The following is a 24,482-nucleotide window of genomic DNA, read 5'->3' on the forward strand; positions in this document are numbered from 1 at the left end:
CGGGGCCCCATGCGTCGCATCCTCCGTGCCCTCCTGCTCCTCGTCTACGCGCTGCTGATCCTCGGCCTGGGGGCCTGGGGCACCTTGGCCCTGTGGTACCGCCTCCCCTTCGGGCCGGAGGTTCGCACCGGCGCGGCGATCGCGTGGGCGCTGCTGATGCTGGGATTGCTGGTGGCGCTGTTCATCGCCCCACGCAACCGGGTCATGGGCAGTTTCGTGATCGCGGTGTCGATGCTGCTGGGCTGGTGGTCCACCCTCCAGCCGTCCAATGCCCGCGACTGGGCGCCGGACGTGGCGCGCACCGTGCGCGGCGAGATCAACGGCGACATCCTCGTGCTCACCGACGTGCGCAATTTCGACTGGCAGACCCAGGCCGATTTCACGCCGCGCTGGGAGGTCCGCACCTACGATCTGTCGCAGCTGGTGAGCATGGATCTCATCGCCGATTATTGGGATGGCGAGGCCATCGCCCATACCATGGTGTCGTTCGGCTTTTCCGACGGGCGCTATCTGGTGTGGTCGGTGGAGATGCGGCGACGGCGCTCCGACGTATTCTCCGCCATCGCCGGCTTCTTCAAGCAGGCGGAACTGGCGATCCTGGCCGGGGACGAGCGCGACATGGTGCGGCTGCGCACCAATATCCGCCCGGAGGATCTGCGGGTCTACCGCCTGACCACCGGGCCGGCGGTGGCCCGCGAGGCGCTGCTGGCCTATGTGGCCGAAGCCAACGATCTGGCCGACAAGCCGCGCTGGTACAACACCGCCACCACCAATTGCACCACGGTCGTATTCAAGATCGCCAAGGCGGTGGAGCCGGGCGTGCCGCTGGACTGGCGGGTGATGGTCTCGGGCTATTTCCCGGACTATGCCTATGACCATGGCGCCCTGGACCAGAGCCTGCCCTTCCCCGAGCTGCGTGAGCGCGCCAAGCTCTCCGCGCGCGCCAAGGCGGCGGACACCGAGCCCTCCGCCGAGTTTTCGAAGGCCATCCGTGCCGGTGTGCCGGGGATCGCGCCCTGACGGCGCGCGCCGGCGTGATGGTTGGCACCGGGCGAAAGGCGGATGATCGTTCAGGAGTTGAGGTGCAGCTCGCCCAGGCGCGCGGCAAAGAGCGCCTCGCACTCGTCCGCCAACACGCCGGGCAGGCGCGCGGCGGGCATGGGACGGGCATAGAAGAACCCCTGCGCCACTTCGCACCCGCGGGCATGGAGGAAGCGGGCCTGCCCCAGGGTTTCCACGCCCTCCGCCACCACCTGCATGCCCAGGTTCTTGCCCAGTTCCAGCACCGAACAGACGATGGCGGCGTCAAATGGATCCCGCTCGATGTCCTCCACAAAGCTCTGGTCGATCTTGATGGTGTCGATGGGCAATTGCTTGAGATGGGTCAGCGCCGCATAGCCGGTGCCGAAATCATCCAAAGCGATGCGCATGCCGGCCCGGTACAACTCGTCGAGAATCGGCGCCACATGATCGGCGCGGCGCCCGAGGAACACGGTCTCGGTGACCTCCGCATCGAAATGATGCGGCGAGACCCCGGCGGTCTCGAACCGCTCCAGCAGATGACGTCCCAGATCCAGATGGGTGAATTGCGCCGGTGACAGGTTCAGCGCCACCCGGCCGAAGGCAAGGCCCGCATCCACCCAGCCGCGCACATCCGCCGCCACTTGCCGCACCATGGAATCGCCGATCAGAACGGCAAGGTCCGGGTCCTCAAACGCCTGGTCGAAGGCGCCCGGCGCCAGGAAGGCCTGCGGCCCCTGGCGCCAGCGCATCAGGGCTTCGAAGCCGGTGATGCGGCCGGTCACCAGGGAAATCTTGGGCTGGTAGAACGGCACGATGGCCTGGTGCGCGGCGGCGTCGGTCAGCGCCCGGTGCAGCAGCACCCGCTCCTGCATCGCTTGGCGCATGGCTGGGGAATAGAACACCGCGCGGTTGCGGCCCTGCTGCTTGGCGGCATAGAGGGCCAGGTCCGCGTCCTTCAACAATTCGCCCGGAGGCTGCTCCCCGTCCGCCCGCACCGCGATGCCGACGCTGGCCTTGGTGAACAGGGGACGGGCGCTGTAGAGCAGCGGGCGGCGGAAATCGACGATGATGTCCTGCGCCAAGGCGCGGGCCGCGTCCGCATCCCAGCCGTGGAGCAGGACCACGAATTCGTCGCCGCCCAGGCGCGCCACCTGTCCCGCCTGCCCCACCAGGGCCTGAAGCCGCTTGCCGCTTTCCACCAGCAGCGCGTCACCGGCATCATGCCCGAAGGTGTCGTTCACATCCTTGAGGCTGTCCAGGTCCACCAGCAACAGGCTGATCATCGCGCCGGTGGCATAGGCGGCCTCCAGATCGTTCTGGAAGGCGGCGCGGTTCGGCAGGCCGGTGAGCACATCGTGGCGGGCCGCATGACGGACCCGCTGCTCGGCCGCCAGCCGATCCGTGATATCCACCACCCCGGACAGCACGCAGGGCTTGCCATCGATGTCGATGGTGGTGCCTTCCAGCAGCACCGTGCGGATATCGCCGCTGCCGAGGCGGATCTGGGTTTCGAAATTGGTCACCTGGCCGTGCTTCAGGATCTGGGCGATGAAGGCGTCGCGGGCTTCCGGCTTCAGATAGACATCGTTGATCGATCCCAGCTCGAACTGCTCCGGCGTGCCGCCGAAATATCGCACCCCGGCATCGTTATAGCGCAGGATCTGGCCGCTGCTCATCTCCGTGATCAACAGCGGGATCGGGGTTGCCATGAAGGTCTTTTCCAGCAGTTCGCTGCTGCGGGTCGAGACCGCCTGCGCCCGCCGCTCCGCCTGCATGGCCCCCCAGCCCTGCCGGCTCAGCCGGTTGTCGCGCATCAGCACGATGATCAGGGCGGTGTTGAGCATGACCACCGCCAGCGCCAGCCCGAACGCGCTGCGCGGTTCGGGAGACGGGCCCAGATAGGCCACCAGCAGCAGCACGCTGCACGCGCTGCCGTTGACAGTGCTCCATAGGAACGAGACCGGGAAGGCCAAGTAATAGATCGCCGGCAGCAGCACCACCACCAGCAACGCAATATTGCTTTGCGACGAGACCAGCACCGCCACCGCCACGGCGGTGAGCCATTGCCAGCCGATGAGCACACGCTGCAAGGCCGGGAAATCCGCCGCGTGCCCCGCCAGCATGAAGGCAATAACGGAGCCCGCCACCACCACCAGCCGTGCCGGTACTGCCAGGAAGAAGTGAGGTTCGCCGAAAAAGCGCCAGTCGCTGATCAGAAACAGGGTGTTCAGGACGGCGGACATCGCCAGCAGAAGCCGGGCATGGCGCATCGTCTCCGCCAAGCGGTGGCGCTGAAAGACAGCTTCCTGCTCGGGATCGTGAAACTCGCCCGTTAGCGGCTTCAGCCGGGATAAGCCCATCCCCGCGTCCTTCCCCCCAAGGTTTTCCGATTAGTCCGATTTTGTACATCTATAGAGCGAAAACCAATTGTCCATTGGATTTCGGCGAGATTACACCCTCAGGGTCCATCATAGAGCATGTATCCCGGTGCCGCGCCGTAAAACGCGGCTGACCCGCCGCCCGAACACAGGGCGCCGGGGCCGCCCCCAAGAGGGATGACGTCAGGTTGAACCGACCTGCCGCTCCATCTTTTTCAGCCGCGCAGCGCGAAAACGCCGTCGCAGATCTAGAAATGCGCCAGATATCCGCCGTCCACCGCAAGCACATGGCCGGTGATGTAGCCGGCCGCCGGCGAGGCCAGGAACACGGCGCTGCCCGCGATCTCTTCCGGCGCCCCCCAGCGGCCCAGAGAGGTGCGCCGCGCCAGGAAGGCATTGACCTCGGGATCAGCCATCTGGCCGGCATTGGGGGCAGTGGCGAAATAGCCCGGCGCGATGGCATTCACGGTGATGCCGTGGGCGCCAAGATCCGCCGCCAGGGCCCGGGTGAGCGCCGCCAGCCCGCCCTTGGCGGTGGTGTAAGCGGTGTCGCCCGCGCGGGACAGCGGGCCGGCGATGGAGGTGATGTTAATGATCCGCCCCCAGCCGCGCGCGATCATGCCCGGCGCCACCAGGCGCGACAGCAGCGCCGGGGCCACCAGGTCCAGTTCGATGATATGACGCAGGTCGCTTGGCGCCATGTCCAGCAGCGCGCGGCGGTCGCGGATGCCGACACCATTCACCAGAATATCGATGGGTCCGGCAGCCCCCACCGCATCCGTCATCTCAGCCTCCAGCCCGGCGTCGAACCGGCAGGGCTCGGCGTCCCCGCCCGCTTGGCGGATCTCCGCCACCGCCGCGGACAGGCGGCCGGCATCGCGCCCGTTCACCAGCACCCGCGCCCCGGCGCCGGCCAGGCCCTTGGCAATCTCGAACCCGAGGCCGCTCACCCCGCCGGTGACCAGGGCGGTGCGCCCGGTGAGATCAAAAGGATGGGCGCGCGCGACGGTCATGGCGGAATCCGGAGAGGAAAGACGCCCCAGTGCCAGACCCGCGCCGACGATACAAGCGCCGCGGGCCGACGCCTCAGGGACTGGCAGGCGCGGCCGCGGCCAGCGCATCCATGCGGGCGCGCTCGCGCTGGAAGGCGGTGATCACCTCGCCCTGGAGAACCCGACCGCCGGCCAGCTTGATGCGGGTGGGGTCGGCATAGTGGCCGTTGACCTTCAGCTCATAATAAAGATGCGGCCCGGTGGAGAGGCCGGTGGAACCCACATAGGCAATGGTCTGGCCCTGCCGCACCCGCTGGCCCACCTTCAGCCCGGCGGGGAAGCCGGCCACATGGGCATACGTGGTCTCATAGCCGCCGTCGTGGCGCAGGCGGACATATTTGCCGTAGCCGCCCTGGTAGTCGATCTTCTCCACCACCCCGGCCCCGGCGGCGACGATGGGCGAGCCCGCGGGCCCCACGAAGTCGACGCCATTGTGGAACCGCCGGTCGCCCAGAATGGGATGCACCCGCCAGCCGAAGCCATCGCCCTGGCGGCCATTGGCGAACGGCTTGCGCAGCAGCAGCTTGGTGACCGAGCGGCCGCCCTCATCATAATAGTCCACCGCCCCGTCATCGGGGGTGGTGAAGCGATAATAGCGCCGGGTCTTGCCCTCCACATTCAAGGCGAGGAACGCGATCTCCTCGCGGAAGGCGGCGGGACGGGTGTCCTCGCCGGCGTCCGCATCGGGCAGGCCATAGACCAGATCCAGGCTGTCGGCGGCGGACAAAGGCGCATCCAGGTCCACATCGTGCTCGGCGAGGCGCACCAGCGCGTCCACCAGTCCCTCCTCCATCACCTTGGCGTCGGCCAGGCGATAAAGCGCGTCGCGCACCGAGACGCCATCCAGGCGGGCGGGGTCGATGCCCGCCGACGTCCCGCCGCGGGAGGGAGCGGGCGGCGGCGCCAGTCGCACCGGCACATAGTCGCCCGCATCGGTGGCGGCGAGCGCGGCCAGGGTCGCTCCACCCCGCATCAGGCGCACCTGCGGCGGGCGATCGGCTGGCGCGGTGTCGTCCTGCGGCTCGGTGAGCATCACCTCCTCGCCACCGGCAAAGGCGGCGGGGGAATGCCCGGCGGCACGCCAGAGCGCACCGGCCAACCCCTCCGCGTCCGGCTGCGGCAAGCCGGCGGCCACCAGGATGGCATCCAGCGTATCGCCGCGCTTGGCCACCAGCATCCGCTGTCGGGCGGTGGGGCGGGATGGCCCCTTCGCCAGGACGGACACGTTCACCGGCTCACCCAGCGCCGCGGTGTCGTCCGCGAACATCGCTGCGGAAGGAGGCCCCGGCGGCGCGGAGGATCCAGGCGGCGCGGCGGCGTGGGAATCGCCCTGGAGAATCTCCGGCGGCATGGCGCCGGTGGGCAGGGACGCGGCGGTGGTGGCAAAGCCGGGCGCGGCGAAGGCGCTGGGGATCGGCGCCAGATCCGTTGCGACCAGCCCCCCGCCGAGGGATGGCGGCAGGGCGGCGGCAACCGGAGGCCCTGCCGCGGGGGCGGGCGACGGCGGCGGGCGGGGCAGGGCACGGCCGATGGCGGCCATGGCCTCGTCCGCCACCGCGCTGGCATGGGCCGTGCGCTCCACCGCCCCCAGCCGTCCGGCGACGCGGGCCTTGGCCACTGCGCTGGCGGAGATGGGGGCGGGCGCCGGTTCCTCCTCCGGTTCTTCGGCCGGCGGGGTCGGTGCGCGCGGCGCAGGACGCGGCAGATCGGCGCTCGCGGCCACCACCGCCGCCAGCTTGGCCGTCACATGGGTGAAGGGTCGCATATGGGTGCCCGATGCGGCGAGCTGTTCCACGGTCAACTGGTGGCTCAGCTCCAGCCGGGCGGTGGAGGCGAGATGCGGTTGCAGCCGATCGCCCCGGGGCTGGTCCGGCACCGGCCGCCGGCTGGCGAAGCGGGAGGCCAGGATCGGGCGCGCCACATGCCGGCTGTCCCGCTCGATGGCGGCGAACAGGGCGCCGCACATGAGCGCCGCCGCCGCCGTCCCCATGAGGCCGGTGGCGGTGAGCCAGCGGGCGTTGAACCGCCGCCGGGCGGGTTGGCTGCCTGCCGCCACATGCTCGGCGCCGTCGAGCCCCAGCGGCGGCGCCTCCCATAGCTCCGCCGGGACCTTGGCGCGCGCACGCGCAGACGGCGCCATCGCGGCCGCCGTCAGGGGTGGGTCCACCCGGCAATCGTCCCGGCTGCGGGACGGACAATGACATCAGGAGAACGAGGGGACATCAGCACCCGCCGGGGCGCGCCGCGGCCCGCCGCACGGACCCGGCGACCGGGCCTGGCGCCACGCGGCCGATCCGCCGTCTGAAGGGCGGGCGGTGCTTTGGGCTTCAAGTCGGCCTGCGACGCATGGACCATGGCACGCCTCTTCATGACTCCGGACGGCAAGCCCGTCGCCGGTGTCCCGGCAACCGCTGCGAGACGCGGCGTGCGCCCTGCCGCCCACGCGCGCGCTGTCGCGCCGCGGCGAGGGAAAGCGCCACCGTAATGTGGCGTCAGTGGGGCTTCCGCAAGGTCCGGCCCGCGCGTGCCGGCGCACGCCGCGCTCTCGCCTGCCGCGCCGCGGCGGCGTAATCTGCCCCATCGCCGCCCCGCCCGCCCAGGAGCCCCCCCATGAGCTGGATGCCCTCCACCGACCCCATCCTCGGCCATGCGCCGTCCTGCGATGCCCTGGAACTGGCGCTGGTGCCGCGGGTGCGGGACCTGGGCGACGGCTTCTCGGTGCGCCGCGCCTTGCCCCATGGCAAGCGGCAGATGGTGGGGCCATTCATCTTCTTCGACCAGATGGGGCCGGTGCAATTCCTGCCCGGCCATGGGCTGGACGTGCGCCCGCACCCGCACATCGGCCTGGCCACCGTGACCTATCTGTTCGACGGCCGCATCCTGCACCGGGACAGCGAGGGCAATGCGCTGGAAATCACTCCCGGCGCCATGAATCTGATGACCGCCGGCCGCGGCATCGCCCATTCCGAACGCAGCCCGCTGGAGGCGCGCACCGGAACCCAGAGAATGGCCGGCATCCAGAGCTGGATCGCTTTGCCTCGGGACCAGGAGGAGATCGATCCCTCCTTCCAGCATTTCGCCGCCGCCGACCTGCCGGTGGTGGAGGATTGCGGCCTCACCGCGCGGATCATCGCCGGCTCCGCCTTCGGCAAGCGCTCGCCGGTGCAGATGGTGTCCGATTGGCTCTATGCGGAAGTGCTGCTGGATGCCGGCGCGCAGGCTCCGCTGGACCCCGACACCGAGGAGCGGGCGATCTATGTGGCCGATGGCGAGGTGGAGATTGCCGGCGATCGCTTCGTGGCGCCGCAATTGCTGATCTTCCGCCCCGGCGACCGCATCACGGTGACGGCGCTGCAATCCTCGCGCCTGATGTTCCTGGGCGGCACCGCTTTGGAAGGCCCGCGCTACATCTGGTGGAACTTCGTCTCCTCCCGCAAGGAGCGCATCGAGCAGGCCAAGGAAGACTGGAAGACCGGCCGTTTCGCGCAGGTGCCGGACGAGAGCGAGTTCATTCCCCTGCCGGAATAGGCTCGGCCCATGGGGGGAGGCTGGGGCGTTGCGCCCGCTGCGTTCCGGTCCCAGCCGCGGCTGGGGAGAAGGCATGCAGGGGGTGAACAGACAACCGTGGATGGAGCCCGCAGCAGCATGCGCGGCCAAAGATCGCCAGGCGGCAGACCACGCTGGGCACCCCATCATGACCCTGGATCCACATCAGCCTTGACTGACTGACTCGTCAGTCATTATTGTGAGACATGGTCAGCACTGCCCCCCCTCGCCGCGCCCGCGACAAAGCGGTGCGCCGCGCCGACATTCTCGCGGCGGCACTGGAGGTGTTCGCCGCCCACGGCTATGCCGCGGCGCGCCTCGACGACGTGGCCCGCGCCGCGGGCGTGGCCAAGGGCACGCTCTATCTCTATTTCGCCGACAAGCAGGCGCTGTTCGAGGGGCTCATCAAGGAGAACCTCGTCCCCATTCCCGCCGCTGCCAGTGACATGCTGCTGGCGTTCGAGGGCACCACTGCCGACCTTCTGCCGCTGCTGTCCGATCTGCTCATCGATCGCATTCTGTCGCCGCCGGCCAACCAGATCCTGCGGCTGATGCTCGGCGAGGGGCATCGCTTTCCCGAACTCGGCGCCTTCTACTATCGCGAGGTGGTGACGCCCGGCCTCGCAGTGATGCGGGCCATTGCCGAACGCGGCGTGGCACGGGGCGAGATCCGCGGTGATGCGCTGCTGCGGCACCCGCAAATGTTCATCGCGCCCTTCCTCACCACGCTGGTCTGGAACACCTTGTTCAACGCCACACATCCGCTGGACGCGCGGGCGTTTGCCTCCGACTACATCACGTCGCTTCTCCAGGGACTTGCCATCGGAGAGCGGCCATGACGCCACCGCGCAGACCGAGCCATGCCGTCCCACCGCCCAAGCGGCGCGCCTTCGGGCTGCTATGCGGCGTGATGCTGGCGCTGGCGGGCTGCGGTCCGACCAGTGAGCCCACCTTCTCCGGCTATGTGGAAGGCGACCTGCTCTATATCGGCCCCCAGGAAGCCGGGCGCGTGCTGGTCCTGCCGGTGACCGAAGGCAGCAAGGTCACCAGCGGCACCGTCCTCGCCGCCCTGGAAGACGACGTCCAGCGCGCCGACGCCGCCGCCGCCCGGAGCACCCTGGCCGAGGCCCAGGCCCGGCTGGCCAAGGCCAAGGCCGCGACCCAGCGGCCAGAGGAAATCGCCGTTCTTGATGCCGGCCAGCGCCGGGCGGAAGCCGCCCTCGACCTCTCGCGCATCGAATTGGAGCGCCAGAAGACCCTGATGCCCAAGGGTGCCACCTCGCAGGCCAATCTCGACACCGCCCAGCACAGCTACGACCAGAACCAGGCCAGCCTGGACGAGATCCGCCGCCGCATCGATGCCGCCCGCATCGCCTCCCGCGACGAAGACATCGCCGCCGCCGTCGCCAGCGTCGGCACGGCGCAGGCCAATCTGGATGCCGCCGGCGTGCGCCTCTCCCGCCGCACCCTGAAGGCGCCCCAGGACGGCACCGTGCAGACCCTCTATTACCGGCCCGGCGAACTGGTGCCGGAAGGCCGGCCGGTGGTGTCGCTGCTGCCGCCCGGCCTGATCAAGGTGCGGTTCTTCGTGCCCGAGCCGCAATTGGCCCGGATCAAGCTGGGCCAGCCGGTGGCGGTGAGCTGTGACGGCTGCCCGCCGCTGGTGGCCGATGTGTCGTTCATCTCCAACAGCGCCGAATATACCCCGCCGGTGATCTACAGCCGCGAGGAGCGGGCCAAGCTGGTCTATCAGGTGGAAGCCCGCCCCCGCGACCCCGCTGCCGCCCGGCCCGGGCAGCCGGTCACCGTCGCCGTGATGGCGACCCCGTGACCGTCGTGACCGCCGCCCCGCCCGTGGCTGCCCCCACGGTCGCCATCGAGGTGGAAGGCCTGCGCAAGACCTTCGGCGAGCGGGTGGTGGTGGACAATCTGTCCATGAGCGTCCAGCGCGGGCAGATCTACGGCTTCCTCGGACCCAATGGCTCGGGCAAGACCACCACCATCCGCATGCTCTGCGGCCTGCTGACCCCCGATGCCGGGCGCGGCACCTGCCTTGGCCTCGATATCCTGACCCAGGCGCGGGAGATCCGCCGCCATGTGGGCTACATGACGCAGAAATTCTCGCTCTATACCGACCTGTCGGTGCGCGAGAATCTGGAATTCGTCGCCCGGATCTACGGCGTCCCCCGCCCCGAGGCCGCCGCCCAGGAGGCCTTGGTGCGCCTCGGGCTGGAAGGACGCGGGCGGCAATTGGCCGGCGAACTGTCGGGCGGCTGGAAGCAGCGGCTGGCGCTGGGCGCCTGCATCCTGCCGCAGCCGCAATTGCTGCTGCTGGACGAACCCACCGCCGGCGTCGATCCCCAGGCCCGGCGCGAGTTCTGGGCCGAGATCCATGCGCTGGCCGCCGAGGGCCTCACCGTCCTGGTCTCCACCCATTATATGGACGAGGCCGAGCGCTGCCACGAGATCGCGTATATCGCCTATGGCCATCTGCTGGCCCAGGGCACCGTGCCGGACGTGATCGCCGGCTCCGGCCTCGTCACCTATGTGGTGGAAGCCCGGCGGGGGGCGGGCCTCGACCCCACAGGCACCATCGCCGCGCTGGGCAAGGCCCTGAAGGCCGATCCCGTGGTGGAGATGGTGGCGCCGTTCGGCATCAGCCTGCACATCTCCGGCCATGACCCCGCCACCCTCGCCGCCGCCATCGCCCCCTATCGGGAGCGCCCGGATCTGGCCTGGTCGCAGGAAACGCCCACCCTGGAGGACGTGTTCATCGACCTGATGCTCCGCTCGCCGGACACCAGCCGATGACGCGGGCGGGCGCCCTGTTCGGCTTCGTGCGGCGCATCTCCGCCATGGCGCGCAAGGAGTTCATCCAGTTGCGCCGGGATCGGGTGACATTCGCCACCATGATCATGATCCCGCTGCTGCAACTGGTGCTGTTCGGCTATGCCATCAACACCACGCCGCGCCACCTGCCCACGGCGGTGCTGGTGCATGAGAATAATGCGGTCAGCCGCGCCATCGTGGCGGCGCTGAAGAATACCGACTTCTTCACCATCACCCGCGAGGCGACTAGCGAGGCGGATGCGGAATATATGATCCGCAGCGGCGACGTGCTGTTCCTGATCGAAATTCCCGCCGGCTTCGAGCGCGCCTTGCGCCGGGGCGAGACGCCGCAGCTCTTGGTGGCGGCGGACGCCACCGACCCGGTGGCGGCAGGCAATGCGCTGGGGGCGCTGTCCGGCGTGGTCACCTCCGCGCTGACGCGCGAGCGGTTCGTGGATGCGGCCGGCTCCGCGCCGTTCGAGATCGTGCAGCACCGGCGCTACAATCCCGCCGGCACCTCGCAGCTCAACATCGTGCCGGGGCTGCTGGGCACCATCCTCACCATGACCATGCTGATCTTCACCGCCCTCTCGGTGACCCGGGAGACCGAGCGCGGCACCATGGAGAGCCTGCTGGCCATGCCCATCCATCCGGTGGAGATCATGCTCGGCAAGATCATCCCCTATGTGCTGGTGGGGGTGATGCAGGGCGTCCTCATCCTCGGCGCCGGCATGATCCTGTTCGACGTGCCGCTGGAGGGCAGCGTCGTCCTGCTCAGCGTGGTGACGCTGCTGTTCATCACCGCCAACCTCGCCGTGGGCTACACCTTCTCCACCTTGGCGCAGAACCAGCTCCAGGCGGTGCAGATGACCTTCATGTTCTTCCTGCCCAACATCCTGTTGTCCGGCTTCATGTTCCCGTTCGCCGGCATGCCGGTATGGGCGCAGTGGATTTCCGAGTGCCTGCCGCTCACCCACTATCTGCGCATGGTGCGCGGCATCCTGCTCAAGGCCGCCACTTTCGCCGACCTGCAGATGGATATTTTCATCCTCGCCGGCCTGATGCTGCTGGCCATGGCGGTGGCGGTGACGCGCTTCCGCCAGACCCTGGACTGACGACATCCAGGCTTGCGCGAGGCGCCCTGCGACAACCGTGCCCGGAGGGTGGCCACCCACCCTTGATTTACATCAAGGATAAACAACCCCCGTCCCGCATGGTGCCCGGCGAGGCTCGCTGGCGGCAGAACCGCCTCGGCGCAAGGGGTTGCCAATGTCCACCACGCTACAAACACCAACCAAGAGCATGACAGGGGGAGAACTCGGCCTGATCGTGGTCTTCGCCGCGCTCGGCTTTTTCTCGGTGGTGGTGGCCGCGAAGGCCTATACACCGGAATACGCCTTCCACGCCTATCTGTTCGCCGCCGCCAGCATCGCCACGGTGTTCGTGATCGGCAACCGCTATATGGATCGCGCGGCCGAACTGCCGGCCCAGACCATCGACGGCAAGCCCAACTACAATATGCTCCCGGTCAAGGTGGGCATCCTGCTGGCGGTGTTCTGGGGCATTGCCGGCTTCCTGATCGGCGTGATCATCGCGCTGCAGATGGCCTTCCCCATCCTCAATTTCGATCTGCCCTGGATTTCGTTCGGCCGGCTGCGGCCGCTGCACACCTCGGCGGTGATCTTCGCCTTCGGCGGCAACGTGCTGATCGCCACCTCCTTCTATGTGGTCCAGCGCACCAGCCATGCCCGGCTCGCCGGCTATCTGGCGCCGTGGTTCGTGGTGCTGGGCTACAATTTCTTCATTCTCATCGCCGGCACGGGCTATCTGCTGGGCATCAGCCAGGGCAAGGAATATGCCGAGCCGGAATGGTATGCGGATCTGTGGCTGACCGTGGTGTGGGTCACCTATTTCCTGGTGTTCCTGGTCACGGTTCTGAAGCGCAAGGAACCCCACATCTATGTGGCCAACTGGTTCTACTTCGCCTTCATCGTCACCATCGCCGTGCTGCATCTCTTCAATAACGCGGCGATCCCGGTCTCGGTGTTCTCGCCCAAGTCCTATATCGTCTGGTCCGGCGTGCAGGACGCCATGGTGCAGTGGTGGTACGGCCACAACGCGGTCGGCTTCTTCCTCACCGCCGGCTTCCTGGCCCTGATGTACTATTTCATCCCCAAGCGGGCGGATCGGCCGGTCTATTCCTATCGGCTGTCCATCGTCCACTTCTGGGCACTGATCTTCCTCTACATCTGGGCCGGCCCGCATCACCTGCACTACACGGCGCTGCCGGACTGGGCGCAGACCCTGGGCATGACCTTCTCGATCATCCTGTGGATGCCCTCCTGGGGCGGCATGATCAACGGCCTGATGACGCTCTCGGGCGCCTGGGACAAGCTGCGCACCGACCCGGTGCTGCGCATGATGGTGGTGGCGGTCGCCTTCTACGGCATGGCCACCTTCGAAGGCCCGATGATGTCGGTGAAGAGCGTGAACTCGCTCAGCCACTACACCGAATGGGGCATCGGCCATGTGCATTCCGGTGCGCTGGGCTGGGTCGCCTACATCTCCTTCGGCGCCATCTACTGCCTGATCCCGTGGCTGTGGAACAAGAAGGAGATGTATTCGATGAAGGCCATCGAGTGGCACTTCTGGATCTCGACCCTCGGCATCGTGCTCTACATCTCGGCGATGTGGGTGGCCGGCATCCTCCAGGGCCTGATGTGGCGGGCTTATACCGGCCTCGGCTTCCTCGAATACTCGTTCATTGAGACGGTGGAGGCGATGCATCCGCTGTATGTGATCCGCGCGGTCGGCGGCATCCTGTTCCTGACCGGCGCCCTGATCATGGCCTGGAACGTGGTCATGACCATCTATCGTGCCGAAACGGTCTCGCAGCCGAGCGGCGTCGCCCTCGCGCCCGCCGAATGACGGAGACACCAATGCCCGCGACGTCCATCTGGTCCAAGCACGCCATCTTCGAGAAGCACTCCATCTTCCTGCTTCTCGGTGTGCTGGTGGTCATCTCCATCGGCGGTCTCGTCGAGATCGTGCCGCTGTTCTACCTCAAGAGCACCATCGAGAAGGTGGACGGCATCCGGCCGTACACCCCCCTGGAGCTGGCGGGTCGCAACATCTATCTGCGCGAAGGCTGCTACAACTGCCACAGCCAGATGATCCGCCCGCTCCGCGACGAAGTTGAGCGCTACGGCCATTATTCCCTGGCGGCCGAGAGCATGTACGACCACCCCTTCCAGTGGGGCTCCAAGCGCACCGGACCGGATATCGCCCGCGTCGGCGGCAAGTATTCGGACCTGTGGCAGCTGGAACATCTGAACAACCCGCGCGCGCTGGTCCCGGCCTCGATCATGCCGAGCTATCCGTGGCTGGCCAAAACCAAGCTGTCGGCAAAGTACATCGCGAATGACATGAAGGTTCTGGCCGTCGAGGGCGTGCCCTACACCGACGAGATGATCGCCAGTGCCCAGGACGATCTGAAGCTCCAGGCGACCCCTGAGGCGGACGTGGACGCGCTCCAGAAGCGCTACCCCAAGGCTCAGGCGCGTGATTTCGACGGCAATCCCGGTGAACTCACGGAAGCGGACGCCCTCATCGCCTATCTGCAGCAGCTTGGCACCCAGGTGGATTTCAAGCTGTACGACAACAAAGCGAACGTGAGGTGAGCCATGCGTGAAATCTATATGCAACTGGCAGGATTCGCGCAGACTTGGGGCTTGGTCTACTTCTTTGTCGCCTTTCTCTGCGTGTGTGCTTACGCCTACTGGCCGACGAAGAAGAAAAGCTTCGATGAGGCCTCTCAAATTCCGCTGAAGGAGGATTGATCCCGTGAGCACCGCACACGACAGCCATGACGGAGCCGTGGACGCCGCGACGGGCACCCCCACCACCGGCCACGAGTGGGACGGCATCCGCGAACTCAACAACCCGCTGCCCCGCTGGTGGCTCTACACCTTCTATGCCTGCATCGTCTGGGCGATCGGCTATTGGGTGCTCTATCCGGCGTGGCCGCTGATCACCGGCGCCACCCCCGGCGTGCTGGGCTGGCACTCGCGCTCCGCCGTGGTGGAGCAATTGAGCGAGTTGCAGCAGCTGCGCGCCGCCTCCTCGGCCAAGCTGGCGGCGGTGCCGCTGGCGGACATCGAGAAGAGCCCGGAACTGCTCAGCCTCGCCCGCGCCGAAGGCCGGGTGGCGTTCGCCGACAATTGCGCGCCCTGCCACGGCGCGGGTGGTGGCGGCGCCAAGGGCTTCCCCAACCTCAATGACGACGACTGGCTGTGGGGCGGCACGCTGGAGCAGATCAGCGCCACCCTCACCCATGGCATCCGCTCCGGTGACGACGCCGGCCACCAGGGCAACATGCTGGCCTTCGGGGCCATCCTGACCAAGGCGGAAATCTCGGACGTGGCGGACTACGTGCGCTCGCTGTCCGGGGCTGCGCCCGCCGACACGCCCTCCGCCAAGAAGGGCGCCGCCCTGTTCGCCACCAACTGCGCCGCCTGCCATGGCGAAGATGGCAAGGGCAATCAGGAACTGGGTTCCAAGAACCTCACCGACGGCATCTGGCTCTATGGCGGCGACAAGGCCACCATCGTCCAGACCATCACCAACGGCCGCGGCGGCGTGATGCCGGCGTGGGGCACCCGCCTTTCGCCCACCACCATCAAGGCGCTGACGGTCTACGTCCACACCCTGGGCGGCGGCCAGTAGGCACAGGCGCCGGCGTCCCCGCCCGGGACTCTGGCGTCTTTTCAAAGGTCCGGGGGCGCCGCGCCAGCGTGCGCCCCCTCATCGGCTCGGCAGTCCTGTCCGAGCAAGAGCATCCGCCATGACCGCCGCCGCCGTGAAGTCCCCCAAGTCGCAAACGCCCTCGCCTGCCCCCACAGACGATGAGCCGCTCTACGCAGCGCGCCGGGCAATCTATCCCCAGAGCGTCAAAGGCCGCCTGCGCACCATCAAATGGGTGCTGCTGGCCGTGACCTTGGCCATCTATTACTTCCTGCCGTTCGTGCGCTGGGATCGCGGCCCCGATGCCCCCAGCCAGGCGGTGCTGATCGATTTTCCGACCCGGCGCTTCTACTTCTTCTTCATCGAGATCTGGCCGCAGGAATTCTATTATCTGGCCGGCCTGCTGATCCTCGCCGCCCTGACCTTGTTCCTGATGAATGCGGTGGCCGGGCGCGTGTGGTGCGGCTATCTGTGCCCGCAGACGGTGTGGACCGACCTGTATATGGCCGTGGAGCGCGCCATCGAAGGCGACCGCCGCGCGCATATGCTGGCCGATGCAGGCCCTTGGACCCTGGAGAAGGTGGCCCACAAGACGCTCAAGCACAGCGTCTGGCTGCTGATTGCCTGGTGGACCGGCGGCGCCTGGGTGCTCTATTTCGCCGACGCCCCGACCCTGGTGGTGGAGCTTGCCACCTTCCAGGCGCCCGCGGTGGCCTATGTGTCCATCATGGTGCTGACCTTCACCACCTATACCCTTGCCGGCCATCTGCGCGAGCAGGTGTGCACCTATATGTGCCCCTGGCCGCGGATCCAGGCGGCGCTCACCGATGAGTATGCGCTCAACGTCACCTATCTTTACGACCGCGGCGAGCCCCGCGGCTCGGTGAAGAAGGCCGCCCTCGCCCGCGCGGAGGGCGAGAAAGTCGGCGACTGCATCGACTGCAACCAGTGCGTGGCCGTCTGCCCCACCGGCGTGGATATTCGCCATGGCTCGCAGCTGGAGTGCATCCAGTGCGGCCTGTGCATCGATGCCTGCGACACTGTGATGGACAAGATCAATCGTCCACGCGGCCTGATCGCCTATGATTCCGAAGCCAATCTGGAAGCCCGGATCGCGGGCAAGCCCAGCGTGCAGCGCATCGTGCGGCCGCGCACCATCCTTTATGTGGCGCTGATCGCCTTGGTGGGCGGCATCATGATCTACAGCCTTGCGGATCGCACCAGCGAGGGTCTCGCCGCGATCCATGATCGCAACCCGGTGTTCGTCCGGTTGTCGGACGGCGCCCTGCGCAATGCCTATACGGTGCGGCTCACCAACAAGAAGCTGGAAACCCGCCGCTTCGCGCTCACCGTCGAGGGCCTGCCCGGCGCCAAGCTGACCGTGGTGGGCATCGCGCCCACCCCTGAGGGCGACGTGCTGACCATTGGTCCGGACAAGACATTGGAGGCCCGCGTGCTGGTCACCTATGACGGCAAGCTCGATCCCGGCGCCTCCATTCCGGTCACCTTCCGCATTCGCGACCTGACCGGGGCCACCGGCGCCGCCGTCAGTGACCATTTCATCGGCCCGTAACGCCGAGCCCGCACGGCAAGCGTTTTTCAAGGTGGGGATGCCTCAGCATCCCATACCGTGGCATCAGGAGAGAGCGATGGCTCATGCACATGCCGCCCGCCGCACACCGGGCGAACTCAGGGGCTGGCACGTCTTCGCCATGCTGGTGGCCTTCTTCGCGGTGATCGCCGGGGTCAATCTGGTGATGGCGCGCTATGCCATCGCCACCTTCGGCGGGCTGGAGACAGAGAGCTCGTACAAGGCCGGGCTGGCCTTCAAGGGTGAGATGGACGCCGCCGCCCATCAGGGCGCCCGGCGCTGGGCGGTGGACCTCTCGGTGCGCGACGGGACCGACGGCACCCGCACCTTGCTGATCGAAGCCAAGGACGCCAGCGGCAAGCCGGTGGCGGGCTTCGACGTGGACGCACGCTTCGCCCATCCCGCCGATGCCCGCCAGGACGTGACGGTGGATCTGGTGGACCTGGGCGGCGGGCGCTACCAGGGCAAAGCTGCGGTGCATCCGGGCCAATGGGAACTGATTGTTGATCTGGCGCAAGGCGGGGACCGCCTGTTCCGGTCGAAAAACAGAGTGCAGCTGCGCTAAGCCGGACCCGTCCTCTGGGGGGATACGGTTCAAGGCGAACGCAGCGCCGGCCGAGGCAGTCGGGCGGACCGCCTCGGCCGGCACCTTTCTTTTGGTGCCGGCACCGCCGCAGGTGTGATATCGGACCGGGCACCCGACACACCCGCCACTGACGCATGACGACAAAGGCGTGAGCCCATGGCCCAGGCGGTCGATTATTCCATCTTCGTGGCAACGGAAGCGGACGGGCGCTCGCAGATGAGCCTCGCCGTGGACGGCATCGACTGCGCCGCCTGCATTTCCGACATCGAACATGGGGTGATGGCGCTGCCCGGCGTGGTGCGCGCCCGCCTCAATTACAGCACCCATCGCCTGACCGTGGAGTGGGACGGCGCCGGCGAGCCCGCGGCCCTGGTGGGGCGCCTGGAAACTCTGGGCTACCGGGCGCATCCCTTTGCCGGCCGCGCCGAGGAAGCCGAGGCCAAGCGCGCGCAATGGCTGCTGCGCTGCCTCGGGGTGGCCGGCTTTGCCATGATGAATGTGATGCTGCTGTCGGTCTCGGTCTGGGCCGGCAACGTCACCGACATCACCCCCGAGACCCGCGATCTGTTCCACTGGCTGTCCGCCTTGATCGCCCTGCCCGCCGCCGCTTATGCCGGCCAACCCTTCTTCCAGAGTGCCCTGCGGGCGCTGCGCACGCGCTCGCTCAACATGGACGTGCCGATCTCGCTGGGGGTGATCCTGGCCCTGGGCATGTCCCTGGTGGAGACCATTCTCCATCGCGAGCACGCCTTTTTCGACAGTGCGGTGATGCTGCTGTTCTTCCTCCTGGCCGGGCGCTACCTCGACCATGAAGCCCGCCGCCGCACCCGCGCCGTGGCCGGCAACCTTGCTGCCCTGCGCGGTGAGATGGCGCAGCGGCTGGATGCCTCCGGCAGTCCGGTCTGGGTGCCGGTGCAGGCCTTGCAGACCGGCGACCGCATCCTGGTGGCGGCCGGCGAGCGCATCGGCGCCGACGGCGTGGTGGAGGTCGGCAGCTCCGCGGTGGATGAGGCGCTGATCACCGGCGAAACGCTGCCGCGCGCGGTCGTCGCCGGCGACACGCTCTATGCCGGCAGCCTCAACGGCGCCGGGGCGCTGACCCTGCGGGTGACCGCCGGCGGCGAGGGCACCTTGATCGACGACGTGCAGCGCCTGCTGGATGGCGCGCTATCGCAGCGGGCCGGCTATGTGCGCCTCGCGGACCGGGTGGCGCGGCTCTATGCCCCCGTGGTGCATCTCACCGCCTTCATCTCGGCCATCGGCTGGCTGCTGCTGGGCGCCAGCGCCCATGATGCGGTGATGATTGCGGTCGCGGTGCTCATCATCACCTGCCCCTGCGCCTTGGCATTGGCGGTGCCGGCGGTGCAGGTGGTGGCCACCGGGCGCTTGTTCCGCGCCGGCCTGCTGGTGAATGCCGGCGACATGCTGGAGCGCATGGCCGGCGTCGATACCGTGGTGTTCGACAAGACCGGCACCCTGACCCTCCCCGAGCCGGAACTGCGCCTGACGGCGGATGCCGATCCCGATCTGGTGGCGCTGGCCGCGCGTCTGGCTTTGTCCAGCCGCCACCCGCTGGCTGCGGCGCTCGCCCGCCACGCGGTGGGCCCGGCGCTGGATGGCGTCGAGGAAATGCCCGGTGCCGGCGTGCGCGGCACGTTGGAGGGCCAGGAGGTGCGTCTGGGCAGCCTCGCCTTCTGCGACGCGGTGTTGCCGCCGGACATGGCGCCCACCGCCACCCCGATCGCGCTGCGCTGGGGCACGCGCACCCTGGTGATCGGCCTTGATCAGGCGCTGCGGCCCGATGCGGTGCAAGTGGTGGCTGACCTCAAGGCCCGTGGCCTGGACGTGCGCATCCTCTCCGGCGACCGGGAAGGCCCGGTGGCGGCGGTGGCCCGCACGCTTGGTATTGCCCATTATGGCGCGGGCCTGCGCCCCGCCGACAAGATCGCCGCTTTGGAGCGCCTGAAGGCCGAGGGCCACATGGTGCTGATGGTCGGCGATGGCCTGAACGACGCCCCCGCTCTGGCGGCCGCCCGCGTCTCGCTCTCACCGGCCAGCGGCGTTGCGGTGACGCAGGCCCAGGCGGACGCGGTGTTCCTCGGCCAGCGCCTCGCCCCGGTGCGCGCCGCCATCGATGGCGCCCGCACCGCGGCGCGGCTGATGCGGCAGAATCTGGGGCTGGCGGTGGCGTATAATTTCATCGCCGTTCCCCTGGCGGTCAGCGGGCATGTCACGCCGCTGGTGGCGGCGCTGGCCATGTCCGGCTCGTCCATCCTGGTGACGCTCAACGCGTTGCGCGCCGGCCGCCCGGCCCGCGGCGAGCGCACGGCGGCGGAGGCGAAGGCGCCCAGCCCGGCACTGTCGACGGCGGAGGCACATTCATGACCATTCTGCTCTATCTGGTGCCCGCCGCTCTGGGCCTGGGATTCGCCGGCCTGCTGGCGTTCCTCTGGAGTCTGAAGAGCGGGCAATATGAGGATCTGGACGGTGCCGCCGTGCGCATCCTCTCCGACGAGGATCTGAAGAAATGAGCCGTCTGGCCCCGGTCGGCGGTCCGCGCGCGGGCATGCTGGCCTGCATCTGCGATCCGCAGTTCGAGGCGCCCGCCAATGACAATGCCGGCGCGCGGCCCAATGCCCTGCCCCTGGCGCTGGGGTTTGCCTTCGCGGTGCTGGCGCAGACCTTGGCCGCCGGCGTGCTGCCCCTGGCCGGCGCCCTGCTGGCGCCGCGCCCTTCGCTGGCGACACTGCCGTTCGCGGCGCTGATGCTGGGGGCGGCGCTGGCCTCGTTTCCGGCCTCGTTCCTGGGCGATGCGTTCGGGCGGCGCACGGGCTTTGCGCTCGGCGCCTCGCTGGGCATCGCCGGCGGGGCTTTGCTGGCCGTGGGCCTGTTGCAGCGGCAATTCTCCTTTGCCTGCCTGGGCGCCCTGTGGCTGGGGATGGCGCAGGGTTTTTCCTTCTTCTACCGCCACGAGGCCGCTGCCTCCGCCGGTCGCCCCGCCGCGGCGGCCGCGGGCGTGATGGCCGGCGGGCTGCTGGCGGCGCTGGCCGGGCCAACCCTGGCCACGCTGGCGGAAGGCCTGTTCTCGCCCGCCTTCCTGGTGGGATCCGCCGTCCTCGCCGCGCTGGCGCACACCGCCTCGCTGGGGGTCGCGGTTCGCCTGGCCCCCGATGCCCGCCCCTGGCTGTCCATGGTCACACCCGGACCGCTGGCGGCTATCCTCGCCCCCACCGTGGTGGGCATGCTGGCCTGGTTCGGCATGAGCCTGGTGATGGCCGGCGCGCCGCTGGCACTGCTCGGCTGCGGCGTGGGCGAAGGGGCGGTGTTCGGCTTCATCGCCCTGCATGTGGCCGCCATGTATGCCCCGGCCGCCCCGCTGGCGCTGTTGGACGGGCGCATTGCGTCCCAGGTGCTGACGCCGCCGCGGCTGGCGTTCGCCGGTCTCGTGCTGGTGGCGCTCGCCTTTCCGTTGCAGATGTCCGGAGAGCCGGCGCTGCTGGCGGCGGCGCTGGTGCTGGTGGGCGCGGGCTGGTCGGTGGCGACGGTGGGCTGCACCGGCTGGCTGCATCAGGTGGCCAAGCCCGGCCGCCTCGCCCTCGCGCTGCACGACGGCGCGCTGTTCACCGCCGCCATCATCGGCGCCGCTCTGGCGGGCCGGCTGTTCTGACATGAAAAAGGCGCCGCGCGGGGGGATCCCCGGCGGCGCCCGTTTCAGTTTCAGGCCCTCACAGGAAGCCGATGGAGAACCACGGCACCAGGGCCACCACCACCAAGCCCACGAACAGAGCGATCATGTAGCCCAGGATGGGTTTCATCCCGGCCACCGGATCCACCCGCCCGATGGCGCAGGCGGCGTAATAGCCGACCCCGAACGGCGGCGCGAACAGCCCCATGCCCATGGCCAGGATCACCACCATGGCATAGTGCACTTCGTGAATGCCGACGGCCCTGGCGATGGGGAACAGCAGCGGCCCGAACAGCACGATGGCGGGAATGCCCTCCAGCACGCTGCCCAGAATGATGAACGCCACCACCGACACCGCCATGAACGACATCGCTCCGCCCGGCAGCCCGGTCATGGCGCGGGCCAGTTCCCGGGAGAAGCCCGACTGGGTGAGGCCCCAGGCCATGCCCGTGGCTGTGCCGATGATCAGCAGAATGGCGCCCGACAGGCAGGCGGTATCCACCAGCATGGGCTTCAGCCGATTCACATCGAACTTGCGGTAGATCAGGATGCCCGCCGCCACCGCATAGACGATGCCCAAGGTGGACACTTCAGTTGCGGTCGCAACGCCCTCGATCACCGCGGCGCGGATCACGAACGGCAGCGCGATGGCCGGAAAGGCAATCACGAAGGTCCGCAGGATGGTGGTCCAGGAGGCCCGCGTCACATGGCGCAGATCCTCGCCGCGATACCGCCACCACACCACCGCGCACAGCGTCACCGCCAGCACCAGGCCCGGCATCAGGCCGCCGGTGAACAGCGCCGAGATCGACACGCCGGTCACCGAGCCGATGGTGATCAGCACCAGCGAGGGCGGGATGGTCTCGGTCTGCGCCCCGGTGGCGGAGAGGAGAGCGACGAGATCGCCTTCCTTGGCGCCACGGGCCTTCATTTCCGGAAACAGCACCGGGGCCACCGCCGCCATGTCGGCGGCCTTGGAACCGGAGATGCCGGAGACCAGATACATGGCCCCCACCAGCACATAATGCAGCCCGCCCTTCACATGCCCCAGCAGGCTGGCGAGGAACTGCACCATGGCTTTCGCCATGCCGGTCATCTCGATCAGCATGCCGAGGAACACGAACAGCGGCACGGAGAGCAGGATGAGATGGCTCATGCCCTCGTCCATGCGGCCCACCAGCACCATCATGGGGGTGCGGGTGGTGAGCGCCAGATAGCCGAACGTGGCGAGACCGAACGCAAAGGCGATGGGCACGCCGGCGAACACGCAGACCGCCACCACGCCGACGAAGAAGATCAGCAGATTGGCATTGCCGAGCGGCTTCAGCACCGGGCCGAGCAGCCAGAAGGCGGCAACGATGGCGCCGGTGGTGATCAAGGCCACAGCGACCATGCGCACATCCGCCACCCGGGCGAGGCGCAGGAGTGCGAACACAACCATCAGCCCCAGCCCCACCGGCAGCGCCGCGGCGCGGAAGGAGTTGGGAATTTCCAGCGCCGGGGTGAGGATGAAGGCTTCCTCCTCGGCATATTCCAGCGCGTGCGGGAACACCATCAGCAGGAAGGCCAGCGCCGAAGTGATGGCGATCACATCCAGGAACGCGCGCATCTGCGGATTGACCTTGGTGGCCACCGCCGTCATGCGCATGTGCTCACCCCGGCGGAACGCCACCACGGCGCCCAGCATGGCCAGCCACAGGAACAGAATGGACGCCAGCTCGTCGGACCAGACCAGCGGCTTGTGCAACAGGTAGCGGGCGACGACGCCCGCAAACAGGACGCAGATTTCCGCCGCCACCAGGATGGCGGCGGGGATTTCCACGAGAAAGCCGAGCACGCGATCCGCCACGGCAGCCACGGCGGCGGTCCGGCTGGTGGGCGCCGCAAGCGGCGCCCCACCGTGGCCGTGGTAGGAAGGAACCTCGGCCATCTTGGTCACGACAACTTGCCGACCGCGTTTTCCAGAACGGTCCAAGCTTCGTCGCCGAACTTGGCCTTCCACTCGGCATAGAAGCCGGCAGCGCGGAGCTTGTCGCGGAACGGCGCCGGATCCGGCTGGTTGAAGACCAGGCCCTTGGCCGACAGATCCTGCTGCAGCGAGGCATTGAGCTTGGCGACGTCCGCCCGCTCCTTCTCGCCGGCCGCATTGATGTTCTTGGCGACGATGGTGCGGATATCCTCGGGCAGGGCCATCCACGCGCGGCGGTTGGCCAGGAACCAGAAGCCGTCCCACATGTGATTGGTCAGCGAGCAGTATTTCTGCACTTCATACAGCTTGGCCGTCGCAATAATGGCGAGGGGATTTTCCTGGCCATCGACGATCTTGGTCTGCAGGGCCGAATAGACTTCGGCAAAATTGATGGAGGCCGGGGCCGAGCCGAAGGCCTTGTACATGGAGGTCCACAAGGGCGAGACCGGCACGCGGATCTTGAAGTTCTCAAGGTCGGCGGGGGTCTGGATCGGCTTGGTGGACGAGGTGGTCTGACGGAAGCCGTTGTCCCAGATCTTGTCCATGGCCACGAGGCCGAACTTGGCGATCTGCCCGCGCACATAGGCGCCCAGTTCGCCATCCATGGCCTTCCATACGCTGGCATAGTCCGGGAAGGCGAAGCCGATGCCGCTCACCGAGGCATTGGGCACCAATGTGGACAGGATCAGCGGCGACAAGGTGAAGAATTCGACGCCGCCGGAGCGCAACTGGCTCAGCGTATCGGTGTCCGAGCCGAGCTGGCTGGTGGGGAAAATTTGCAGATCGAAGCGACCATTGGTCTCTTGCTTGATCGCCGCGGCCATTTCCTTGGCGCGCATGTTCATCGGGTGCGTGTCGGGCAGGTTATTGGCGTATTTATAGCTGAATTCGGCCTGCTGGGCCCGCGCCACGAACGGCGCGAACACCGCCCCCGTGACGGCGGTGGCGGCCGTGGCCTTCAACAGGGCGCGACGAGACACTGACATGAACCGGCTCCTCCTGGCATGGTCCGTGATCCGGACCTGTTTCCCCAAATGGGTCCAATATATGGACCTCGTTTTTGTGTCACCTATACTGACC

The 24,482-nt window shown here is 68.0% G+C and carries 20 protein-coding genes; 15 read left to right on the plus strand and 5 right to left on the minus strand.

The features are described from left to right. Positions 1-9: 9 nt before the first annotated feature. Positions 10-1,020 carry a DUF4105 domain-containing protein gene (locus tag AAG816_RS09390; protein WP_341989343.1) on the plus strand — a complete coding sequence of 337 codons (1,011 nt, stop codon included), beginning with the start codon at positions 10-12 and terminating at the stop codon, positions 1,018-1,020. Positions 1,021-1,070: 50 nt separating this feature from the next. Here the strand turns inward: AAG816_RS09390 and AAG816_RS09395 are convergent, their stop codons facing one another. The 3 genes from AAG816_RS09395 to AAG816_RS09405 form a co-directional block, all read right to left on the minus strand. Beyond that, on the minus strand, positions 1,071-3,383 hold the full coding sequence (locus AAG816_RS09395) for an EAL domain-containing protein (protein ID WP_341989344.1): 2,313 nt from the start codon (positions 3,381-3,383) through the stop codon (positions 1,071-1,073). A gap of 266 nt (positions 3,384-3,649) precedes the next feature. Next, on the minus strand, positions 3,650-4,414 hold the full coding sequence (locus AAG816_RS09400; RefSeq protein ID WP_341989345.1) for an SDR family oxidoreductase: 765 nt from the start codon (positions 4,412-4,414) through the stop codon (positions 3,650-3,652). Between the two features lie 73 nt (positions 4,415-4,487). Then, the gene (locus tag AAG816_RS09405) at positions 4,488-6,593 is read right to left on the minus strand and encodes a M23 family metallopeptidase (RefSeq protein WP_341989346.1); all 2,106 of its coding nucleotides are present in this window, start codon (positions 6,591-6,593) and stop codon (positions 4,488-4,490) included. Positions 6,594-7,063: 470 nt separating this feature from the next. Between AAG816_RS09405 and AAG816_RS09410 the strand changes: the two genes are divergently transcribed. From AAG816_RS09410 to AAG816_RS09475, 14 genes are all read left to right on the plus strand, one after another. After that, positions 7,064-7,981, plus strand: a complete 918-nt coding sequence (locus AAG816_RS09410; RefSeq protein ID WP_341989347.1) for a pirin family protein — start codon at positions 7,064-7,066, stop codon at positions 7,979-7,981. Between the two features lie 224 nt (positions 7,982-8,205). Then, positions 8,206-8,838, plus strand: a complete 633-nt coding sequence (locus AAG816_RS09415) for a TetR/AcrR family transcriptional regulator (protein WP_341989348.1) — start codon at positions 8,206-8,208, stop codon at positions 8,836-8,838. After that, entirely contained in the window at positions 8,835-9,830 is a 996-nt protein-coding gene (locus tag AAG816_RS09420) for an HlyD family efflux transporter periplasmic adaptor subunit (protein WP_341989349.1), read from the plus strand. Before AAG816_RS09415 ends, AAG816_RS09420 begins: the two co-directional genes overlap by 4 nt. Before the next feature lie 5 nt (positions 9,831-9,835). Next, positions 9,836-10,810, plus strand: coding sequence for an ABC transporter ATP-binding protein (locus AAG816_RS09425; protein WP_341989423.1), 975 nt, complete (start codon positions 9,836-9,838; stop codon positions 10,808-10,810). Beyond that, complete coding sequence (locus tag AAG816_RS09430) at positions 10,807-11,943, plus strand: ABC transporter permease (RefSeq protein WP_341989350.1); 1,137 nt, start codon at positions 10,807-10,809, stop codon at positions 11,941-11,943. The genes AAG816_RS09425 and AAG816_RS09430 overlap by 4 nt, the downstream gene beginning before the upstream one ends. A gap of 187 nt (positions 11,944-12,130) precedes the next feature. Next, positions 12,131-13,756 carry a cytochrome-c oxidase, cbb3-type subunit I gene (gene ccoN / locus AAG816_RS09435; RefSeq protein WP_341989424.1) on the plus strand — a complete coding sequence of 542 codons (1,626 nt, stop codon included), beginning with the start codon at positions 12,131-12,133 and terminating at the stop codon, positions 13,754-13,756. Positions 13,757-13,767: 11 nt separating this feature from the next. Next, positions 13,768-14,508 (plus strand): cytochrome-c oxidase, cbb3-type subunit II, encoded by a 741-nt coding sequence (ccoO, locus tag AAG816_RS09440; RefSeq protein ID WP_341989351.1) that lies wholly within the window; start codon positions 13,768-13,770, stop codon positions 14,506-14,508. A 3-nt stretch (positions 14,509-14,511) separates the two neighbouring features. After that, positions 14,512-14,667 carry a cbb3-type cytochrome c oxidase subunit 3 gene (locus tag AAG816_RS09445; RefSeq protein WP_341989352.1) on the plus strand — a complete coding sequence of 52 codons (156 nt, stop codon included), beginning with the start codon at positions 14,512-14,514 and terminating at the stop codon, positions 14,665-14,667. Positions 14,668-14,671: 4 nt separating this feature from the next. Then, positions 14,672-15,553 (plus strand): cytochrome-c oxidase, cbb3-type subunit III, encoded by an 882-nt coding sequence (gene ccoP, locus AAG816_RS09450; protein WP_341989353.1) that lies wholly within the window; start codon positions 14,672-14,674, stop codon positions 15,551-15,553. A gap of 118 nt (positions 15,554-15,671) precedes the next feature. Beyond that, positions 15,672-17,144 carry a cytochrome c oxidase accessory protein CcoG gene (gene ccoG / locus AAG816_RS09455; protein WP_341989354.1) on the plus strand — a complete coding sequence of 491 codons (1,473 nt, stop codon included), beginning with the start codon at positions 15,672-15,674 and terminating at the stop codon, positions 17,142-17,144. A gap of 76 nt (positions 17,145-17,220) precedes the next feature. Continuing rightward, positions 17,221-17,727 (plus strand): FixH family protein, encoded by a 507-nt coding sequence (locus AAG816_RS09460; protein ID WP_341989355.1) that lies wholly within the window; start codon positions 17,221-17,223, stop codon positions 17,725-17,727. A gap of 177 nt (positions 17,728-17,904) precedes the next feature. Then, positions 17,905-20,133: a heavy metal translocating P-type ATPase gene (locus AAG816_RS09465; protein ID WP_341989356.1), complete on the plus strand. Its 2,229-nt coding sequence runs from the start codon at positions 17,905-17,907 to the stop codon at positions 20,131-20,133. Then, positions 20,130-20,279 carry a cbb3-type cytochrome oxidase assembly protein CcoS gene (gene ccoS, locus AAG816_RS09470; RefSeq protein ID WP_341989357.1) on the plus strand — a complete coding sequence of 50 codons (150 nt, stop codon included), beginning with the start codon at positions 20,130-20,132 and terminating at the stop codon, positions 20,277-20,279. The genes AAG816_RS09465 and ccoS overlap by 4 nt, the downstream gene beginning before the upstream one ends. Next, positions 20,276-21,415 (plus strand): hypothetical protein, encoded by a 1,140-nt coding sequence (locus tag AAG816_RS09475; protein WP_341989358.1) that lies wholly within the window; start codon positions 20,276-20,278, stop codon positions 21,413-21,415. Before ccoS ends, AAG816_RS09475 begins: the two co-directional genes overlap by 4 nt. Before the next feature lie 58 nt (positions 21,416-21,473). Here AAG816_RS09475 and AAG816_RS09480 read toward each other — a convergent pair whose 3' ends face one another. Both AAG816_RS09480 and AAG816_RS09485 read right to left on the minus strand, forming a co-directional pair. Beyond that, entirely contained in the window at positions 21,474-23,363 is a 1,890-nt protein-coding gene (locus AAG816_RS09480) for a TRAP transporter large permease subunit (RefSeq protein ID WP_341989359.1), read from the minus strand. A 5-nt stretch (positions 23,364-23,368) separates the two neighbouring features. Further along, the gene (locus AAG816_RS09485) at positions 23,369-24,388 is read right to left on the minus strand and encodes a TRAP transporter substrate-binding protein (RefSeq protein WP_341989360.1); all 1,020 of its coding nucleotides are present in this window, start codon (positions 24,386-24,388) and stop codon (positions 23,369-23,371) included. Between the last annotated feature and the right edge of the window lie 94 nt (positions 24,389-24,482).

The organism is Azorhizobium sp. AG788, from assembly GCF_943371865.1.
In the GTDB taxonomy this organism is placed as follows: Bacteria; Pseudomonadota; Alphaproteobacteria; order Rhizobiales; family Xanthobacteraceae; genus Azorhizobium.

Coding starts and splice junctions, on each gene's coding strand:
- AAG816_RS09390 (WP_341989343.1), top strand. CDS start 10: ATGCGTCGCATCCTCCGTGCCCTCCTGCTCCTCGTCTACGCGCTGCTG.
- AAG816_RS09405 (WP_341989346.1), bottom strand. CDS start 6,593: ATGGCGCCGTCTGCGCGTGCGCGCGCCAAGGTCCCGGCGGAGCTATGG.
- AAG816_RS09430 (WP_341989350.1), top strand. CDS start 10,807: ATGACGCGGGCGGGCGCCCTGTTCGGCTTCGTGCGGCGCATCTCCGCC.
- AAG816_RS09480 (WP_341989359.1), bottom strand. CDS start 23,363: ATGGCCGAGGTTCCTTCCTACCACGGCCACGGTGGGGCGCCGCTTGCG.
- ccoN (WP_341989424.1), top strand. CDS start 12,131: ATGACAGGGGGAGAACTCGGCCTGATCGTGGTCTTCGCCGCGCTCGGC.
- ccoO (WP_341989351.1), top strand. CDS start 13,768: ATGCCCGCGACGTCCATCTGGTCCAAGCACGCCATCTTCGAGAAGCAC.
- AAG816_RS09395 (WP_341989344.1), bottom strand. CDS start 3,383: ATGGGCTTATCCCGGCTGAAGCCGCTAACGGGCGAGTTTCACGATCCC.
- AAG816_RS09485 (WP_341989360.1), bottom strand. CDS start 24,388: ATGTCAGTGTCTCGTCGCGCCCTGTTGAAGGCCACGGCCGCCACCGCC.
- ccoS (WP_341989357.1), top strand. CDS start 20,130: ATGACCATTCTGCTCTATCTGGTGCCCGCCGCTCTGGGCCTGGGATTC.
- ccoG (WP_341989354.1), top strand. CDS start 15,672: ATGACCGCCGCCGCCGTGAAGTCCCCCAAGTCGCAAACGCCCTCGCCT.
- AAG816_RS09420 (WP_341989349.1), top strand. CDS start 8,835: ATGACGCCACCGCGCAGACCGAGCCATGCCGTCCCACCGCCCAAGCGG.
- AAG816_RS09445 (WP_341989352.1), top strand. CDS start 14,512: ATGCGTGAAATCTATATGCAACTGGCAGGATTCGCGCAGACTTGGGGC.
- AAG816_RS09475 (WP_341989358.1), top strand. CDS start 20,276: ATGAGCCGTCTGGCCCCGGTCGGCGGTCCGCGCGCGGGCATGCTGGCC.
- AAG816_RS09460 (WP_341989355.1), top strand. CDS start 17,221: ATGGCTCATGCACATGCCGCCCGCCGCACACCGGGCGAACTCAGGGGC.
- AAG816_RS09410 (WP_341989347.1), top strand. CDS start 7,064: ATGAGCTGGATGCCCTCCACCGACCCCATCCTCGGCCATGCGCCGTCC.
- AAG816_RS09465 (WP_341989356.1), top strand. CDS start 17,905: ATGGCCCAGGCGGTCGATTATTCCATCTTCGTGGCAACGGAAGCGGAC.
- AAG816_RS09415 (WP_341989348.1), top strand. CDS start 8,206: ATGGTCAGCACTGCCCCCCCTCGCCGCGCCCGCGACAAAGCGGTGCGC.
- AAG816_RS09400 (WP_341989345.1), bottom strand. CDS start 4,414: ATGACCGTCGCGCGCGCCCATCCTTTTGATCTCACCGGGCGCACCGCC.